Source organism: Pantoea sp. EKM103V (assembly GCF_011800365.1).
Classification (GTDB): Bacteria; Pseudomonadota; Gammaproteobacteria; order Enterobacterales; family Enterobacteriaceae; genus Pantoea; species Pantoea anthophila.
In genome coordinates this window covers 27,118-43,898 of the sequence record NZ_JAALFQ010000008.1, presented here as the reverse complement: position 1 = coordinate 43,898, position 16,781 = coordinate 27,118, and the positions used below count along the sequence as shown (strand labels likewise).

At 58.0% G+C, this 16,781-nt stretch carries 13 protein-coding genes; 11 read left to right on the top strand and 2 right to left on the bottom strand.

All coding sequences use genetic code 11. The features are described from left to right. Positions 1-203 precede the first annotated feature (203 nt). Positions 204-3,059, top strand: a complete 2,856-nt coding sequence (locus tag HFD97_RS15700; RefSeq protein ID WP_167432271.1) for a bifunctional diguanylate cyclase/phosphodiesterase — start codon at positions 204-206, stop codon at positions 3,057-3,059. Here HFD97_RS15700 and HFD97_RS15695 read toward each other — a convergent pair. Next, positions 3,050-4,114: a LacI family DNA-binding transcriptional regulator gene (locus HFD97_RS15695; protein ID WP_058958356.1), complete on the bottom strand. Its 1,065-nt coding sequence runs from the start codon at positions 4,112-4,114 to the stop codon at positions 3,050-3,052. The two genes, HFD97_RS15700 and HFD97_RS15695, sit on opposite strands and share 10 nt — an antisense overlap. A gap of 223 nt (positions 4,115-4,337) precedes the next feature. On the opposite strand from HFD97_RS15695, the gene HFD97_RS15690 reads away from it, so the two are divergent. Together HFD97_RS15690 and HFD97_RS15685 are read left to right on the top strand one after the other, a co-directional pair. Beyond that, positions 4,338-5,648, top strand: coding sequence for an MFS transporter (locus tag HFD97_RS15690; protein ID WP_058958355.1), 1,311 nt, complete (start codon positions 4,338-4,340; stop codon positions 5,646-5,648). 10 nt (positions 5,649-5,658) lie between these two features. Beyond that, a complete protein-coding gene (locus HFD97_RS15685; RefSeq protein WP_167432272.1) occupies positions 5,659-8,022 on the top strand; it encodes a TIM-barrel domain-containing protein in 2,364 nt (787 codons plus the stop codon). A gap of 280 nt (positions 8,023-8,302) precedes the next feature. Here the strand turns inward: HFD97_RS15685 and ftnA are convergent, their stop codons facing one another. Beyond that, a complete protein-coding gene (gene ftnA, locus HFD97_RS15680) occupies positions 8,303-8,809 on the bottom strand; it encodes a non-heme ferritin (protein ID WP_009087216.1) in 507 nt (168 codons plus the stop codon). Between the two features lie 491 nt (positions 8,810-9,300). Here ftnA and HFD97_RS15675 point away from each other — a divergent pair, with 491 nt between their 5' ends. The 8 genes from HFD97_RS15675 to HFD97_RS15640 all read left to right on the top strand — a co-directional run bounded on the left by HFD97_RS15675 (position 9,301) and on the right by HFD97_RS15640 (position 16,613). Next, a complete protein-coding gene (locus HFD97_RS15675; protein WP_009087213.1) occupies positions 9,301-9,969 on the top strand; it encodes a nucleoside recognition domain-containing protein in 669 nt (222 codons plus the stop codon). Then, complete coding sequence (locus tag HFD97_RS15670; RefSeq protein ID WP_009087211.1) at positions 9,959-10,435, top strand: YjiG family protein; 477 nt, start codon at positions 9,959-9,961, stop codon at positions 10,433-10,435. The genes HFD97_RS15675 and HFD97_RS15670 overlap by 11 nt, the downstream gene beginning before the upstream one ends. Positions 10,436-10,439: 4 nt before the next feature. Beyond that, entirely contained in the window at positions 10,440-11,543 is a 1,104-nt protein-coding gene (locus HFD97_RS15665) for a M20 peptidase aminoacylase family protein (protein ID WP_167432273.1), read from the top strand. A 284-nt stretch (positions 11,544-11,827) separates the two neighbouring features. Further along, positions 11,828-13,414, top strand: coding sequence for a peptide chain release factor 3 (prfC, locus tag HFD97_RS15660; RefSeq protein WP_009087207.1), 1,587 nt, complete (start codon positions 11,828-11,830; stop codon positions 13,412-13,414). A gap of 258 nt (positions 13,415-13,672) precedes the next feature. Further along, entirely contained in the window at positions 13,673-14,287 is a 615-nt protein-coding gene (gene osmY, locus HFD97_RS15655; RefSeq protein ID WP_046102542.1) for a molecular chaperone OsmY, read from the top strand. A gap of 98 nt (positions 14,288-14,385) precedes the next feature. Then, entirely contained in the window at positions 14,386-14,547 is a 162-nt protein-coding gene (locus HFD97_RS15650; RefSeq protein ID WP_003848537.1) for a DUF1328 domain-containing protein, read from the top strand. A gap of 219 nt (positions 14,548-14,766) precedes the next feature. Beyond that, the gene (locus tag HFD97_RS15645) at positions 14,767-15,819 is read left to right on the top strand and encodes a patatin family protein (protein ID WP_167432274.1); all 1,053 of its coding nucleotides are present in this window, start codon (positions 14,767-14,769) and stop codon (positions 15,817-15,819) included. Continuing rightward, entirely contained in the window at positions 15,816-16,613 is a 798-nt protein-coding gene (locus HFD97_RS15640; protein ID WP_167432275.1) for a TatD family hydrolase, read from the top strand. Before HFD97_RS15645 ends, HFD97_RS15640 begins: the two co-directional genes overlap by 4 nt. Positions 16,614-16,781 lie beyond the last annotated feature (168 nt).

Sequence of the window (16,781 nt, the reverse complement as noted above, 5' to 3'; positions counted from 1 at the left end):
CGCTCTGCGCCTTAACCGCGCGCGATCCCCCCGATCGCGACACCATTGAACATTTGCTCGCCGCTGCCGATAACTCCCCTGTTAAGATTAGTTATTCTTCTTAATGCACTTGTCTTCACAGCCCGTTTCCGCTGTAGTCTCCGCAGATGTATTAAGAACATTCCTAAGCCATGACCAGGCTACCGAGCAGCAGGCAAATAACAATGGATAATAACTCTGATGTCATCTATCGCATGCTGGTACAAAGCGTGATCGACTACGCGATCGCCATGCTCAAACCGGACGGAACCGTCGCCAGCTGGAATGAAGGCGGGCTGAACGTTCTGGGTTACAGGCCAGAAGAAATTATTGGCCAGCATGCCGCCGTGTTTTACAACGAAGAGGATCGTCGTCGCGGTCTGCCGCAGCGGGAACTCGATATTGCCGCCACCGTGGGACGTTATGATTACGAAGGCTGGCGCTGCCGTAAAGATGGCAGCACCTTCTGGGCGCATGTGGTGATCTATCCCATCCGCAATGATGTGGCGCAGCTGGTGGGCTTCGCTGTGATCTGCCGCGACTGTACCCGGCAGCAGGAGCAGCAGCGCAAAGAGCGGGAACAGGAGGCGCGCTTCCGTCTGCTGGTGGAGGGCGTCACCGATTACGCCATCTATATGCTGGATATCGACGGCAACGTCGTGAACTGGAACGCCGGCGCCCAGCGCGCCAAAGGCTATGTAGCCGAAGAGATTGTCGGCCAGCATTTTTCCCGCTTCTACAGCGCGCAGGATCGTCTGAATCACGTTCCCAGTCAGAACCTGCAGATCGCCTATCGCACCGGCCGGTTTGAAGATGAGGGCTGGCGCTACCGCAAAGATGGCAGCGCCTTCTGGGCGCATGTGGTGATCGACACGATCCGTGACGATCAGGGTAAGCTGCTGGGTTACGCCAAGATCACCCGCGACTGTACCGAACAGCAGCGCGTACGCAATGAGCAGCGCGAGCAGGAGCGACGCTTTCGGCTGCTGGTGGAAGGCGTCACGGATTACGCCATCTATATGCTGGATATCGACGGCGTGGTGGTGAACTGGAACGCCGGTGCCGAGCGCGCCAAAGGTTACCGGGCGGAAGAGGTCGTGGGTCAGCACTTCTCGCTGTTTTACAGCGCTCAGGAGCGGCTGAACAGAACGCCGGAAGCCAACCTCGGCATTGCGCTGAAGACCGGTCGCTTCGAAGATGAGGGGTGGCGCTACCGCAAAGATGGCAGCGCCTTCTGGGCGCACGTGGTGATCGACGCGATCCACGACGATGACGGCAAGCTGATCGGCTTCGCCAAGATCACCCGCGACCGGACGGAGCGCCGTGAGCAGGAGCAGCAGGTGCTGCGCGCCCGCGATCTGGCGGAAGCCCAGAGTACCCAGAAAACGGCGCTCTCCCGCTTTCTGGATAACATCATCGCCAATATCCCCTCCTGCGTGATTGTCGAAGATGCCATTACCCGTGAGATTCTGCTGGTCAACGACCGTACCCAGCAGCTGTTTGGCCTGTCGAAATCGCTGATTGTCAACAAACGGCCGCACGAGTGCATGTCGCCTGAGTTAAGCGACTATTTCAACAATCTGGCGGATGTGGCGCTGCGCAGCGAGGGGATGCATGAGCGTGAACAGCTGCTGATGACCGCCAGCGGTGAGCGCATCCTGCACACCCGCGCTACCGCGATTAATGGTCAGGATGCACGGCGTAACTATCTGATGCTGCTGGTGGAAGATGTGACCGACCAGCGCGCCGCAGATGCCCGCATTCACCACATGGCGCACCATGACAACCTCACCAGCCTGCCGAACCGTATCCTGTTCCGCCAGCGCCTGAGCGAAGCGCTGCGCAACGCCGGTCAGACGCCGCGTCAGACCGCCGCGCTCTGCCTCGATCTGGATAATTTCAAGAATGTGAACGATGCGCTGGGCCACCAGATTGGCGATGAGCTGCTGCGCAGTGTGGCGAAGCGGCTGCGCAACGTGCTGCGCGATCAGGATACCCTGGCGCGTATCGGCGGCGATGAGTTCGCCATCGTGCTGCCGTCGGTTGCCAGCGGCGACGAGGCGAGCGTGGTCGCGCAGCGGCTGATCGAGGCCATCCGTCCGCCGGTCAACATCGAAGGTCATAACCTTTCGGTCGGGCTCAGCGTCGGTATTGCGCTCAGCACCACCATCACCAACACGCCGGAACAGCTGCTGCGCTGTGCCGACATGGCGCTGTATGAGGCCAAACGCAACGGCCGTAACCGCTTTGAGCACTTCACGCTGGAGATGGACGACGTGGCACGCAGCCGCCGCCTGATTGAAAATGACCTGCGCGATGCGATCAGCGGCGGGCATCTGCGGCTCTACTACCAGCCCATCACCAATGGCGACCACCACACCATTATTGGCTATGAAGCGCTGATGCGCTGGCATCATCCGATTCGTGGCCTGATCATGCCCAACGACTTCATTCCGATTGCGGAGGAGACCGGCCTGATTCATATGCTGGGCGCGTTTGCGCTCTATGAAGCCTGTCGCGAAGCGGCGAGCTGGGAAGGCAATCAGTCGGTGTCGGTTAACCTCTCACCGCTGCAGTTTAAAAACAGCTCGCTGGTGCCGGTGGTGGAGGGCGCACTGCAGGAATCCGGGCTGGATCCGGCGCGGCTGGAGGTGGAGATCACCGAATCGGTGCTGCTGGATGATTCGCTGGGGAATATCCGTACCCTGCAGAATCTCAAGGCGCTGGGCGTGCAGATTGCGCTGGATGATTTTGGTACCGGCTATTCGTCGCTGAGCTATCTGCGATCCTTCCCGTTCGACAAAATCAAAATCGACAAATCCTTTATTAACGACATGGGGGACAGCCGTGAGGCGCTGGCGATTATCCGGGCCATTACCGGCATGAGTCGCAGTCTGGATATCCAGATCACCGCCGAGGGGGTGGAGAGCGATGAGCAGTTTATGAAGCTGCGCGATGAGGGCTGTACGCTGTTCCAGGGCTTCCTGTTCGGACGTCCTCAGCCGTCGGAACTGCGGCTGAAAACGCTGGGTCAGTCGTAAAGGCCATGCTGCTGAACCGGCGCATGGCTGAGGTTGTCGCGGATGCGGCGCACCGATTCGCGTACCACCAGCCGGCCATTCAGCAGCAGGGTGCCGGCCGGGGTGGCAGGATTAAGTCGCATCTCCTGCAGCACTTTCACGGCGGCGGCCCCCAGCTCATCACGCGGCACCTGCACTGAGGTCAGGGGAATATCGTGGATGGCGGCCAGGTTAAAGCCATCCATGCTCATGACCGAAATATCCTGCGGCACCCGCAGGCCCGCCTGCTCCAGCGCGCTGACCGCTCCTGCGGCAATGTAATCACCGCTGGCCAGAATGGCGGTCGGACGCAGCACGTCCGGGCAGTGGCGCAGATATTCACCGAGCCGTTCCGCCGCTTCATTGCTGCTGAAGCTGTTCAGCGTCAGCAGATGCTGACGGCTGTCGAAGCGCAGATTCATCGCATGCCAGGCGTCACGCACGCCCTGCAGCCGCTGCTCCATGGTGTAGCGGCGCAGGCAGTGCAGCGACAGGATCTGCCGGTGCCCCTGCTCAAACAGGTAGCGGGCTGAAAACTCCCCAATCAGCTGATGATCCGGCGAAACCGAAGGCAGCCGCATACGGCGATCGCGGGCGTTAATCAGCACGCAGGGTTTGTTCATCTCCGCTGCCAGCTGATGAATGTGCTCATCATCAATGCCGATCAGGATTGCCGCTTCGGTCTGCTGCATCTTGTCGATAAACAGCGCCGCGTCACTCTCCACCTCTTCCAGCGGAGAGTAGCGCAGCCGCACCTCGTGCGGCTCCACCGCCTGGCTGATCCCCTGAATCACTTTGTAGTAGAAGATGTCACTGCGCACGTCGAAGGCACGCGGCGGCGCGAAGACCATCAGATTATTCAGCAGCAGGCGACCGCTGTGCAGGTTATCCAGCACACCCTGCTGCTGCGCCACGGCCAGCACCTTGTCGCGGGTGGCGGGGCGGGTATTGGCTTTGCCCGCCAGTACCCGTGACACCGTGCTGATCGAAACGCCGCTCAGCGCCGCAATTTCGCTTACTTTCAGCCTTTGTTTCATTCTGTGATCGCCTTCAAATCTGCTAGTGAAAAATTTTTCATAACCTGCTGAATCGCGTCAGATGGGCGTTTCAGTGTCATTTCCTGCCGGTAATCAGCCTGCCATGAAAAGAGTTGCAAAAAAGAGGCTGTACCCACGTTTCGCACTTTTCTAAGTTCGCTAAAAGGACACGCGGTACGCCAGCAGGCGGTGTGATTTATCAATGGAAATCAGGAGTGGCACTATGAGCCTCGAATCGACAACCAAACCCGTCAGTGCTTCACGCACGGTGCGCGTGATTAAAAATTTACGCTGGTGGATGCTGGGGATGTTCCTGCTGGGTGTGACCGTTAACTACATCACCCGCAACTCACTCGGCATTCTGGCACCGGAACTCAAAACCAGCCTTAACATGAGTACCGAGCAGTACTCCTGGGTGGTGGCGGCGTTCCAGCTGGCCTACACCCTGTTTCAGCCGGTCTGCGGCTGGCTGATCGATGTGATCGGCCTGAAAATGGGCTTCCTGATCTGTGCGCTGGTCTGGTCGGTCACCTGTCTGCTGCACGCGGGGGCCGGAAGCTGGCTGCATCTGGCGCTGCTGCGCTTTGTCATGGGGGCGTCTGAAGCGGCCGCCACGCCAGCCAACGCCAAAGCGATTGGTGACTGGTTCCCGAAAAAAGAGCGGCCGGTGGCAGCAGGCTGGGCGGGCGTCGGCTTCTCCATCGGGGCGATGCTGGCACCGCCCATCATCTACGTTTCCCACATCAACTTTGGCTGGCAGGGCGCCTTCCTGCTGACAGGCGGCCTGGGGCTGCTGTGGGTGCTCTTCTGGTGGTGGGGCTATCACGCTCCGCAGAGCCATCCACGCCTTTCTGCTGAGGAGCGCGACTTTATCAATCAGGACAACGAAGCCATCGGCGAGAAGCTGCCGTTCTTCAAAGCGCTGAAAGTGATTGGTAAAGAGAAGAAGTTTTACGGTATTGCGATTCCGGCCTTTCTGGCTGAACCCGCCTGGGCGGTGCTGAGCTTCTGGGTGCCGCTCTATCTCGCCAATGAGCGTGGCATGGATCTGAAGCAGATCGTGATGTTTGCCTGGCTGCCGTTTCTCGCAGCTGACCTTGGCAGCGTCGCCAGCGGTTACCTCACCCGCATTTATGTGCGCTGGTTCGGTTTTACCCGCGTCAACTCGATTGTCGCCAGTTCGGTGACGGGCGCGCTGTTGATGGTTTCGCTGGCGCTGATGACGCTGGTGAAAGATCCCCTGCTGGCTATCGCGCTCATCTCCATCGGTGGCTTCGGGCATCAGGTCATCTCCTGCATGCTCAGTGCGCTGGTGGTGGAGCGTTTCGATCGCCGTCAGATGGCGACGGTCAACGGTATGCGCGGCTCCTGCGCCTGGATTGCCAGCTTTATCTTCTCGCTGATTATCGGCGTCACCGCCGACACCATCGGCTTTAATCCGCTGTTTGTGGCGATGGGCTTTTTTGACCTGATTGGTGCCGTTTTCCTGGTGATGCTGATCGCCGAACGACGCCAGCGCCCGGCTAACCCATAAGGATATCGTGATGAAAACCCTGAAGAACTGGACGCTGCATCAGCAGGCCGACCACTTTGTTGAACTCAAGGTCGAAGAGCGGCATCACCTGCGGCTTTACGTGCTGGAGGAGAAGCTGATGCGCGTTCTGCTGAAGCGCGATGGCGAGCTGGCGCTGGACCGCACCTGGAGCATTGCGCCGGTTACGGATGTGCCCTGGCAGGGACGGGATCGTGAGGCGCTGGACGGCTTTACGCTGCCGCCCTTTCAGGTTGAGCACGATGCCCAGCAGCTGCGCCTCAGTACGTCACGGCTGCGGGTCACGGTGCATCAGCCGCTCTGCCTAAGCTGGGAGCAGTTTGATGGTGAGAGCTGGCAGCCGCTGACCGCCGACCGTCACACCGGCGCCTATCTGCTCAACGCGCACGGGGATGGGGTGGAGCACTATCAGCGTCGTCAGCCCCAGGATCGGGTTTACGGTCTGGGCGAGAAGAGCGGCGACCTGAACCGCGTCAACCGGCGCTTTGAGATGCGCAACCTCGACGCGATGGGCTACAACGCCGCCAGCACCGACCCGCTCTATAAACATATTCCCTTTACCCTGACGCAGCGCGATGGCGTCAGCTTCGGTTTGTTTTATGACAACCTCAGCAGCAGCTGGCTGGATCTCGGTAACGAACTGGATAACTACCATCTGCCTTACCGCCGTTACCGCGCTGAGGCGGGCGACCTTGATTACTATATGATGCTGGGCCCGACGCTGCTCGACGTCACCAAAGCCTTTGTCCGCCTGACCGGACGGACACTGTTTCAGCCGAAGTGGAGCCTGGGCTACAGCGGCTCGACCATGCACTACACCGACGCGCCGAATGCGCAGCAGCAGCTGCAATCTTTTATTCGCCTGTGTCACGAGCATGAGATCCCCTGTGACTCGTTCCAGCTCTCTTCCGGCTATACCTCGATCAATAACAAGCGCTACGTGTTCCACTGGAACTATGACAAAGTCCCGAATCCCGACGGCCTGAGCGCGGCGTTTCACGATGCCGGGATGAAGCTGGCGGCTAACATCAAGCCCTGTCTGTTGCAGGATCATCCGCGCTATCAGGAAGTGGCGGCCCGGGGGCTGTTTATTCGTGACTCTGAGCAGGATCGCCCTGAGCGCTCGGTGTTCTGGGATGATGAGGGTTCGCACCTCGATTTTACTCATCCGGAGGCGGTGCGCTGGTGGCAGGAGAACGTCACCCGACAGCTGCTGGAAAAGGGTATCGACGCCACCTGGAACGACAACAACGAATATGAGGTGTGGGATGGCGAGGCACGCTGTCACGGCTTTGGTCAGCCGATCGCCATCAAGCATATCCGGCCGGTGATGCCGCTGCTGATGATGCGCGCCTCCATGGAAGCGCAGCAGCAGTTCGCCCCGAACAAGCGTCCCTATCTCATTTCGCGTTCCGGCTGCGCCGGGATGCAGCGTTACGTGCAGACCTGGAGCGGGGATAACCGTACCAGCTGGCAAACCCTGCGCTATAACATCCGCATGGGGCTGGGCATGAGCCTGTCGGGGCTGTTTAACGTCGGACACGATGTCGGCGGATTCTCGGGCGATAAGCCCGATGCTGAGCTGTTTGTGCGCTGGGTTCAGAATGGCGTGATGCATCCACGCTTTACCATTCACTCATGGAATGATGACCACACGGTGAACGAACCCTGGATGTACCCGGAGGTGACGCCGATGATCCGCGAGGCGATCCGGCTGCGCTATCGTCTGATGCCTTATCTCTACACGCTGGCCTGGCTGGCCAGTTCGGAAGATGAGCCGATGCTGCGTCCGACCTTCCTCGACCACGAGCAGGACCCGCGAACCTATGAGGAGTGTGATGATTTTATGCTGGGTCGCGATCTGCTGGTCGCCAGCGTGGTGGAGCAGGGCGCGCGCAGCCGTCAGGTCTATCTGCCCCGTCATGCCGGTGGCTGGTATGACTGGCACACCGGCAGGGCGTTTGCGGGCGGCGAGACGATCACACTGGATGCACCGCTCGATCGGCTGCCTTTGCTGGTGCGGGCCGGTGCGGTCATTCCGCTGGGTGAGTGTGAAAGCACGACCGATGCGCGGCGCGACACGGTGCGGCAGTGGCAGATATGGCCTGCACCTGAAGGGGTAACGACGCAGGGGCAAACCTTTGACGATGATGGTGAGAGTCACGGCTGGCAGCAGGGGAACGCCCTGTGGCTCAGCTGGACGTTGTGCAGCAGCGCCACGCGCATCGATCTGACGGTGGAAAAACGCGGTGATTATCAGCCTGCCTGGCGGGAGATCACGCTGTTACTGCCTGCGGGTGAAGATCGTGAGCTGTGGGTGAATGGCGAGAAAGCGGCGAGTTACCGGTTGCAGTAGCTGTGTTGAGGTGGCAGTGAAGAAAAGTCCGGCCCCGAAGCGGGGCCGTTAAGGGCAACAGCAAAACCGGACCTGCTTCGCTGTGAGATCGTGCCTGAGCAGGAAATACGGTCAGATCGGAAAGACGCAAAAGCCGTTATCCATGACACGCTCGACCCGCGCCATCCATGGCGCGGGACGCTTTCCTCTTCTGACCGTATTCCCTGCTACCTGAGCTTTATCATGGCTTCCTGAAAGCGTACCAGGGAAGTATAAGCAGTCGGAACCGACCTGAAAGAGATTACTCCGCGTGGTTCTCGGTGCTCATGCGGCCCAGATCTTTGTCGACCAGGAAGAGACCGTTGCCGCTGTTGCTGACCAGCGCCAGTTTATCCAGCACGGTTTTGAACAGCTTCTCTTCTTCGTGCTGCTCGGCAACATACCACTGCAGGAAGTTGAAGGTGGAGTAATCCTGTGAGGTCATGGCGGCATGCGCCAGCTCATTGATTTTACGGGTGATAAGCTGCTCGTGCTCCAGCGCCTGCTCCAGGATCTCATTGAGTGAGTTGAAGGAAACCGGCGGTGCCGCAATGGTTCCCAGTACCGGCATTGCGCCGGTGTCGCTCAGATAGTCAAACAGACGCTGCATGTGCTGCATCTCTTCACGTGAGTGCATTTTCAGGAAGGACGCAGCGCCTTCAAAGCCTTTGTCACAGCACCAGGCACTCATTTGCAGATAAAGATTGGCAGAGAAAAATTCCAGGTTCAGCTGGTCGTTTAAACGTCCAGTCATTTCAGCAGTCAGCATGGCCGAGTCCTTTTTACGAAGATGTTAATTAAACAGGCAGATGCGGCGAATTATGCATCAGATATGTTAGTAATGTGAAGCCTTTTTCGCAAAACAGGGCAATTTATCTGTTTGATTTAAATAGAATTATTCAGCAATTTGAATGCGACCAATTCTCATTTTGTATTACAGGTTATCGGCCTGAAAACAGAGGGGGACGGCACCACGCTAGTGCACCTGTACAGCATCCTGCTGGTGCAATCGCCCTGATGGCGGCATACGAGCGCGGTTACCGGATATGGCCAGCAGGCACGCATCCGCAGCGGACACAAAAATAAATTTCCGTGCAGTCGCGCATATCGCGGGGATGGAGGAGCCGGAGAGGCGAAACAGGGCAGGATTAAAGGCTGACTGCGTCAGCACTGGCATAAATCCTGCTTAGAACTTAGTTCCATATATTGAAACTTGCCCCGACAGGGAACAGGGGCAGGTCAGGTGATCAGGAGAAAATCATGTCAGATGAAACCCGCGTTACACCGATGAAAATGACGGCGACCCGAGGCAGTTATGTCGCGTTAATTTTTGCCATTCTGTTTTTTTCCGGGCTCTTTTATAACGTCGACGGCCTGAAATGGCTTGGCGCGTTTGATTTCACCACGCTGGGCGGCAGTTTTGGCACCATGAAAGATCCCGCCAGCAACACCTTTCTCGGCGCAGGCGGGCTGAGTGCCAAAGCCGGCTTCCTGTTCGCCCTGTCGCTGACGCCTACCGTCATGCTGGCGCTGGGCGTGCTGGAGATCTTTACCCACTACGGCGCGATTCGGGCGGCGCACCGGCTGCTGACGCCCTTACTCAGACCCCTGATGGGGCTGCCGGGGCATTGCGGGCTGGCACTCATCACCGACCTGCAAAGCACCGACGCGGGTGCAGCGTTAACGAAAGAGATGGCCGATCAGAAGCAGATCGGTAAGAAAGAGGTGGTGGTCATGAGCGCCTGGCAATATTCCGGGGCCGGGTTAATCAATAACTACTTCGCCATCGGTTCAGCACTCTTTGCCTCAATGACGCTGCCGATCATCATTCCGCTGTTAGTCATGTTCGCGCTGAAATTTGTCGGTGCGGCCATCACGCGCGCTGTGCTAAACAGTGTTTATAAGAAGGATTTTATCGATGGAAAATAAAAGCGTTACTGCCAGCAGCAATCCGTTTGACGTATTTGTTACCGGCGCACGTAAAGGTTTTCATATCGCCATCCACAACCTGATGCCGAATGTGGTGATGGCCTATGTGCTGGCGGAGGTGCTGAATCTGCTGGGCATCATGCAGTTCCTTGGCCATGTTTTTGCGCCGGTGATGGGGCTGTTCGGCTTGCCGGGTGAAGCGATCACGGTGCTGCTGACGGCCTGGCTCTCGTCGTCGGCGGGAACCGGTGTGGCGGTCAGCCTGCTGACCAAAGGGCTGCTGACCGGGGCAGATATCACCATCCTGGCGCCGGCGATTTTTCTGATGGGATCGCAACTGCAATATATGGGACGGCTGCTGGGTGTGGCCGATGTACCCAAAAAATACTGGCCGCTGCTGATGCTGGTCAGCATCATCAACGCGCTGATCGCCATGTCTGTTATGCGTCTGTTTATTCAGGAGTAACGTTTTGACTAAGGTACTGGAGCATTATCACACGCTGCATGAAATCCCGGAGCTCGGTTTTCAGGAGTTCAAAACCTCGGCCTATATCGCTGATCAGCTGGAGAAAGCGGGCCTGAAGGTGACGCGCAACATTAACAACACCACCGGTATCGTAGCGGAGATTGACAGCGGTGTCCCGGGGCCGGTGCTGGCGCTGCGGGCGGATATGGATGCACTGGGACACGTGATCGACGGTGTCCCCTGCGCGCGGCACACCTGCGGTCACGATGGTCACTCGTCGGTGGTGCTGACGGCGGCCGCGGCTCTGCTGCAGGAGGGCACAGTGAAACGTGGCCGGCTGAAGATCCTGTTTCAGCCCGCCGAGGAGCTGGGCGCCGGTGCGCTGTCGATGATCGAGGGAGGCGTGCTGGATGATGTAGAGATGATTCTGGGCTTCCATCTGCGTCCGCTGGAGGAGTGTGTCGTGGGGCAGGCGGTGCCTGCGGTGCTTTACTCCGCCTGCAGCACGCTGGAAGCGACGATTAAAGGCCAGCCTGCCCACGCGGCGCGTCCGCATCTGGGCGTGAATGCGCTTGATGCCGCCGTTCAGGCGGTGCAGGCGGTCAACGCCCTGCATCTCTCCCCCGGCCTGACCTGGAGCGTTAAAGCGACCCGTTTCCTGTGTGATGCCGGGGTAACAAACTCGGTGCCGGATGAAGCCCGTGTGGTGTGGGATCTGCGCTCTCAGGAGAATGGACCGATGACCCAGCTCAAAGAGCAGGTCACGCGTGCCATCACCCACAGCGTGGCGGCGCTGGGGGCCAGCGCCGAGGTCCGGGTGCTGAAAGAGATGCCTGCGGCCGAGATCGATGATGAAGCCACGACGGTGATCCGCGCCGCTATCGTTGAGGTACTGGGCGAAGCGGGTGCTCTGCCGGCCCGCACGACGCCAGGCAGCGAGGACTTTTTCTACTATCCGGTGAAGCGTCCGGGAGTGAAAGCGGGGTTCTGGGGGCTGGGTACTAACCTGACGCCAGGACTGCACCATCCCGATATGCGATTTGACCTCAGCTCGCTGGAGATCGGCGTGCAGATCTTCAAAGCCTGCGTCAGAAAGGTGCTGGGATAACGAAAACAGGGCGGGCGCGGGTCAGCCCCGCCCTGAGCCACTCTTCACCGCGCTATCTCCGCTAAATCCCGCCGCTTCCCCTGTAGGCCGCGCGCGCAAAATATTGTATGCTATGCCGCCTTAAAGCTGACCAGGTAACCGGAATTCACGCCAATGTAACTTCGCGCTGACCCGCCAGCGATAAAAGATCGTTCTGGCACCGTTTACCCGCCGGTAAGGTTCTGCCGGCCACCGTGATTTATCAGCAGCGCCTGTGACCCGCGCTGCTCCATTGAGAAGAATTCATGTCTAATCCCTTTTTAGAAGAGGTGGCACGCCGCCGCACCTTCGCGATCATTTCGCATCCGGATGCCGGTAAAACCACGATTACCGAAAAAGTGCTGCTGTTCGGACAGGCTATCCAGACCGCCGGTACGGTAAAAGGCCGCGGCTCTAACCAGCACGCTAAGTCGGACTGGATGGAGATGGAGAAACAGCGTGGTATCTCCATTACGACCTCGGTGATGCAGTTCCCTTACCGTGACAGCCTGGTAAACCTGCTGGATACCCCAGGTCACGAAGATTTCTCGGAAGACACCTACCGCACCCTGACCGCCGTGGACTGCTGTCTGATGGTGATCGATGCCGCGAAAGGCGTCGAGGATCGTACCCGTAAGCTGATGGAAGTCACCCGTCTGCGCGATACGCCGATCCTGACCTTTATGAACAAACTTGACCGTGACATCCGCGATCCGATGGAGCTGCTGGATGAGGTGGAAAGCGAGCTGAAAATCGCCTGCGCACCGATCACCTGGCCGATTGGCTGCGGCAAGCTGTTCAAAGGGGTTTATCACCTCTACAAAGATGAGACCTACCTCTACCAGTCCGGTAAAGGGCACACCATTCAGGACGTGCGCATCGTGAAGGGGCTGAATAACCCGGAACTCGACAGCGCCGTTGGTGAAGATCTGGCGACGCAGCTGCGTGAAGAGCTGGAGCTGGTGCAGGGTGCCTCGCACGAGTTTGAGCAGGAAGCGTTCCTGAGCGGCGAACTCTCGCCGGTCTTCTTCGGCACCGCGCTGGGTAACTTTGGCGTGGATCATATGCTGGATGGCCTGGTCTCCTGGGCGCCGCGTCCGATGCCACGTCAGACCGACACCCGCACTGTAGAAGCACAGGAAGAGAAGTTCACCGGCTTTGTCTTTAAGATCCAGGCAAACATGGACCCGAAACACCGTGACCGCGTCGCCTTTATGCGTGTGGTTTCCGGGAAGTATGAAAAGGGGATGAAGCTGCGTCAGGTGCGCACCGGCAAAGATGTGATGATCTCCGATGCGCTGACCTTCATGGCGGGCGACCGTTCCCATGTGGAAGAGGCCTATCCTGGCGACATCATCGGCCTGCATAACCACGGCACCATTCAGATCGGCGACACCTTTACTCAGGGTGAAAATATGAAGTTCACCGGCATTCCGAACTTCGCGCCAGAACTGTTCCGCCGTATCCGCCTGCGCGATCCGCTGAAGCAGAAACAGCTGTTGAAAGGGCTGGTTCAGCTGTCGGAAGAGGGTGCCGTGCAGGTGTTCCGCCCGGTGCACAACAACGATCTGATCGTTGGTGCGGTCGGGGTGCTGCAGTTCGACGTGGTCGTCGCACGCCTGAAGAGCGAATATAACGTCGAAGCGATCTACGAAGCGATCAACGTCTCTACGGCGCGCTGGGTTGAGTGCGACGACGTGAAAAAGTTTGATGACTTCCAGCGTAAAAACGAAGTTAACCTGGCGCTCGATGGCGGCGATAATCTGACCTATATCGCGCCTACCATGGTCAACCTCAATATTACCCAGGAACGTTATCCGGACGTTCGTTTCCGCAAAACGCGCGAGCACTGATCGCGCTGTTTCCGGGCCATTCCAGCAGGGAATGGCCCTGTTTTCCCCGCTACAGACTCCTCCTAAAAACCCTGTTTTTCTGCTGTTTTAACGTGCGATCAACCAGTTAGCCAGGCAAATCGCAAAATGCCGACTATGATTATTCTATCGGACGGCGAAAGAGACTTCTCTTGTCCTTACGTCCTGTAACGCAGCGGCACCTGTGCTGCTGTTTCGCCCACAGTTTTGGGTGAGTTAACTGATAGAAGGAAGATATCGATGAACAAGACTAAGATTGCTAAAACCCTGATGGCCGCCATGATTGGCTCTGCACTGATCAGCGGCAGCGCCCTGGCTGACGAATCACTTTCTCAGAAAGCGTCTCAGACTGCCGACAGCGCGGGTTCGAAAATCGATAGTTCTATGAAAAAAGTCGATGGTTATATGGATGACAGCGGCATCACCGCCAAAGCCAAAGCGGCACTGGTGGATGACGACGCCATTAAAAGCACGGATATCTCGGTAAAAACGCATCAGGGCGTCGTGACCTTGAGCGGTTTCGTCACCTCACAGGATCAGGCTGAAAAGGCTGTGGCTGTGGTGCAGAAAATCGAAGGTGTTAAATCCGTCAGCGACAAACTACACGTCAGAGACAGCAAAACCACTTCTGTGAAAGGTTATGCGGGCGATGCCGCAACGACCAGCGAAATTAAAGCTAAGCTATTAGCGGATGACATTGTTCCGTCGCGCAACGTTAAAGTTGAAACCACCGACGGCGTTGTTCAGCTTTCAGGGCACGTGGCGAGTAAAGCACAGTCAGACCGTGCTGAAAGCATCGCTAAAGCCATTGAAGGCGTGAAAAGCGTTAAGAATGACCTGACGGTTAAATCTTAATGGCTGCAGTGCGGTCACGGTTATGGCCGCACGAATAAAAGAGACCCATCCGGGGATGAAATAAGCAGTTCGAATTTAAATAGGGTAAGGAGAGGCTTATGTTTCGTTGGGGCATTATTTTTCTGGTGATCGCACTGATTGCTGCAGCGTTAGGTTTTGGCGGTTTAGCGGGTACAGCAGCATGGGCAGCTAAAGTTGTCTTCGTTGTTGGTATTATCCTGTTCCTCATCAGCCTGTTTACCGGCCGTAAAAAGCTTTAGCCGATGAGTCCTGCAGTGTAATGCAACGCAAAGCATAGAGCGGAGACCAGTCATCGTCAGCGACAGACGTGAAGAGAGGGACACCTTCATATCGCGACGGTGGTAAGCCTGTCTGACAGGTTTACCGGTTAAAGGAATAGAGGACTGGTTCTCCGGAATGCTGCCGCTGCAAGCGGATTGCTCCCCCAGCCTGCCCGGAGCCCTTCTGAGGTTCGCACAGTGGGTATACGCATTCCTGTCACGCTTGGTGCCATTGAACCTCTGGCACTGATCCCCTTTAAATCGCAGAAGATTGCCCTGGTGTGTGAAGGCGGCGGTCAGCGCGGCATTTTCACCGCCGGTGTCCTGGATGAGTTTCAGCGCGCCCGATTTAACCCGTTTCATCTGATGCTTGGCACCTCTGCCGGTGCACAAAATCTCTCTGCCTATGTCTGTGGTCAGCCCGGCTATGCCCGGCGCGTCATTACCCGATATACCACCAGCAAACTCTTTTTCGATCCGCTGCGCTTTGTGCGCGGGGGAAATCTTATCGATCTCGACTGGCTGATTGAGATTACCCGCAGTGAATTTCCGCTGGCGATGAGCAGTGCAGAGCAGATGTTCTCCAGCGGCCGCGAATTTTATATGTGCGCCTGTCGCAGTGACGATTACACCCCTGGCTACTTCACGCCCACTGCCGACAACTGGCTGGATCTGATCAAAGCCTCCAGCGCCATCCCCGGCTTTTACCGGCTGGGGGTCAATCTGGAGGGGATCAGCTATCTCGACGGCGGCATCAGCGATGCCATTCCGGTGCGGGAGGCGGCCCGTCGCGGGGCTGACACCATCGTGGTGATCCGCACCGTGCCGTCGCAGATGTTCTACACCCCGAAATGGTTCAGGCGGATGGAGCGCTGGCTCAGCAACGGCGCGTTGCAGCCAATGGTGAATGTGGTCAACCGGCACGAGCAGAGCTATCGGGAAATTCAGCAGTTCATTGAGAATCCCCCCGATGATTTGCGTATCATCGAAATCTTTCCGCCGCATGCGCTGGCCAGCAGTGCGCTTGGCAGCCGCATCAGCTCACTGAATCAGGATTATCATCTGGGACGGCGCTGCGGCCGCTATTTCCTCGCGACGCTGGGGCAGTGGCTGAGCGATGCGGAACCGCTGACCTCGCCGCGCATCGTCACGCCCGCTGCCCCGGTGGCGAACGCGCCCGATACCCGCCAGATTATCACGCCGCCGCTGGCGGATAACGATGAGCATTACGACAAAGGATCGCTGGCATGAAGTTTATCGACACGCACTGCCACTTCGACTTTCCGCCGTTTGAGGGGGACATTTCCGCCAGCCTGGCGCGCGCCGCTGAGGCGGGCGTGGAGAAGATCATCGTTCCGGCGATTGATGCCAGCCGCTTTGAGCGGGTCTCTGCGCTGGCCGCAGCGCATCCGGCCTTATATGCCGCGCTGGGGCTGCATCCGATTGTGATCGAAGCGCATCAGGCCTCCCATCTCGACCAGCTTGAAACGCTGCTGCAACAGCGACCGCGTAAGCTGGTGGCGATCGGCGAGATCGGGCTGGATCTCTATCGCGACGATCCGCAGTTTGATAAGCAGCAGCGCTTTCTTGAGGCGCAGCTTAAGCTGGCGAAAACCTATCAGTTGCCGGTGATCCTGCATTCACGGCGCACGCATGACAAACTCGCGCAGATCCTGCGTCGTCACGATCTGCCGCGCTGTGGCGTGGTGCATGGTTTTGCTGGCAGCCTGCAGCAGGCGCAGGCTTTTATCCGGCTGGGCTATGCGATTGGCGTTGGCGGCACCATTACCTATGAGCGCGCCAGCAAAACCCGTCAGACCGTGGCGCAGCTGCCACTCTCTTCGCTGCTGCTGGAAACCGATGCCCCTGATATGCCGCTGCAGGGCTTTCAGGGCCAGCCCAATCGTCCTGAACGGGCGCGTCGGGTGTGGGAGGTGCTCTGCAGCCTGCGTGACGAGTCACCTGAAGAAATTGCCGATGCCCTGTGGCACAACAGCCAGCAGCTGTTCCGGCTCGATCCCGCCTTTCCGGCGCTGTGCCCATAAATGTGATAATAGTAACATCGCATCGCGTGACGTATAATGGCCATTAATCCGCGTTATCTGCGATTTTTGTCACAGCCTGCGTGGTAATTTTGCACCAATTTCTTATTTCTATGTGACTGCTGGCACATATCAGGCCGCTTCAGAGTGTTATTATTATAACATTCCGCC